Origin of the sequence: Paraburkholderia nemoris, assembly GCF_905221015.1 — a bacterium.
Taxonomy (GTDB): Bacteria; Pseudomonadota; Gammaproteobacteria; order Burkholderiales; family Burkholderiaceae; genus Paraburkholderia; species Paraburkholderia nemoris.
The window spans coordinates 1-895 of record NZ_CAJNBO010000114.1 but is presented as its reverse complement, the minus strand read 5'-3'; the positions used below and the strand labels follow the sequence as shown (position 1 = coordinate 895).

1 tRNA gene and 1 rRNA gene are annotated in these 895 nt (G+C 50.4%); both read right to left on the bottom strand.

The features are described 5' to 3' along the window. Positions 1-469: ribosomal RNA gene (locus tag KHO33_RS41915) — 23S ribosomal RNA — on the bottom strand; the annotation flags it as partial. A gap of 326 nt (positions 470-795) precedes the next feature. Continuing rightward, positions 796-871, bottom strand: a tRNA-Ala gene (locus KHO33_RS41910). Positions 872-895 lie beyond the last annotated feature (24 nt).

The window sequence follows — 895 nt, the reverse complement described above, 5'->3', positions numbered from 1 at the left end:
TCCCTCACGGTACTGGTTCACTATCGGTCGATCACGAGTATTTAGCCTTGGAGGATGGTCCCCCCATCTTCAGACAGGATTTCACGTGTCCCGCCCTACTTGTCGTACACCCAGTTCTTCCTCGCTGTTTTCGTCTACAGGGCTATCACCTGCTATGGCGGCACTTTCCAGAGCCTTCGACTAACAATGAAGATAAAGAGTACAGGCTGGTCCCATTTCGCTCGCCACTACTCTGGGAATCTCGGTTGATTTCTTTTCCTGCGGTTACTTAGATGTTTCAGTTCACCGCGTTCGCTTCACGTAACCTATGTATTCAGTTACGGATACCTCAAAAGAGGTGGGTTTCCCCATTCGGACATCGACGGATCAAAGCTCGTTTGCCAGCTCCCCGTCGCTTTTCGCAGGCTACCGCGTCCTTCATCGCCTGTGATCGCCAAGGCATCCACCACATGCACTTGTTCGCTTGACCCTATAACGGGTGTGTCTCATGTGTCACCCACTCGGAATGACACGCTCGCCACACGCGCTACAGGTTGAGTATTCGTGTTGCGCCGTATTCCAAAAGCGATCTTTCGATCTCTCTTTTCATACATTGATACAATCACAACCCTGATTCACCTACTCGCACACCCATCTCTAAGTATGCTTTCGTGAATCTCTTTACTACTTCTTCCTGATTGTTAAAGAACGACAGCCGATATCGCAGTTGCTATAACCGCGTATCACTCTGACTGGCTCAATCGCCAATGCGAAACGCTCTGTGCTTTTAAACACAGAACCCTGCGCATTGAAGATTGGTGGAGGATGACGGGATCGAACCGACGACCCCCTGCTTGCAAAGCAGGTGCTCTCCCAGCTGAGCTAATCCCCCAGTCATGCACAGATAATGCTATCT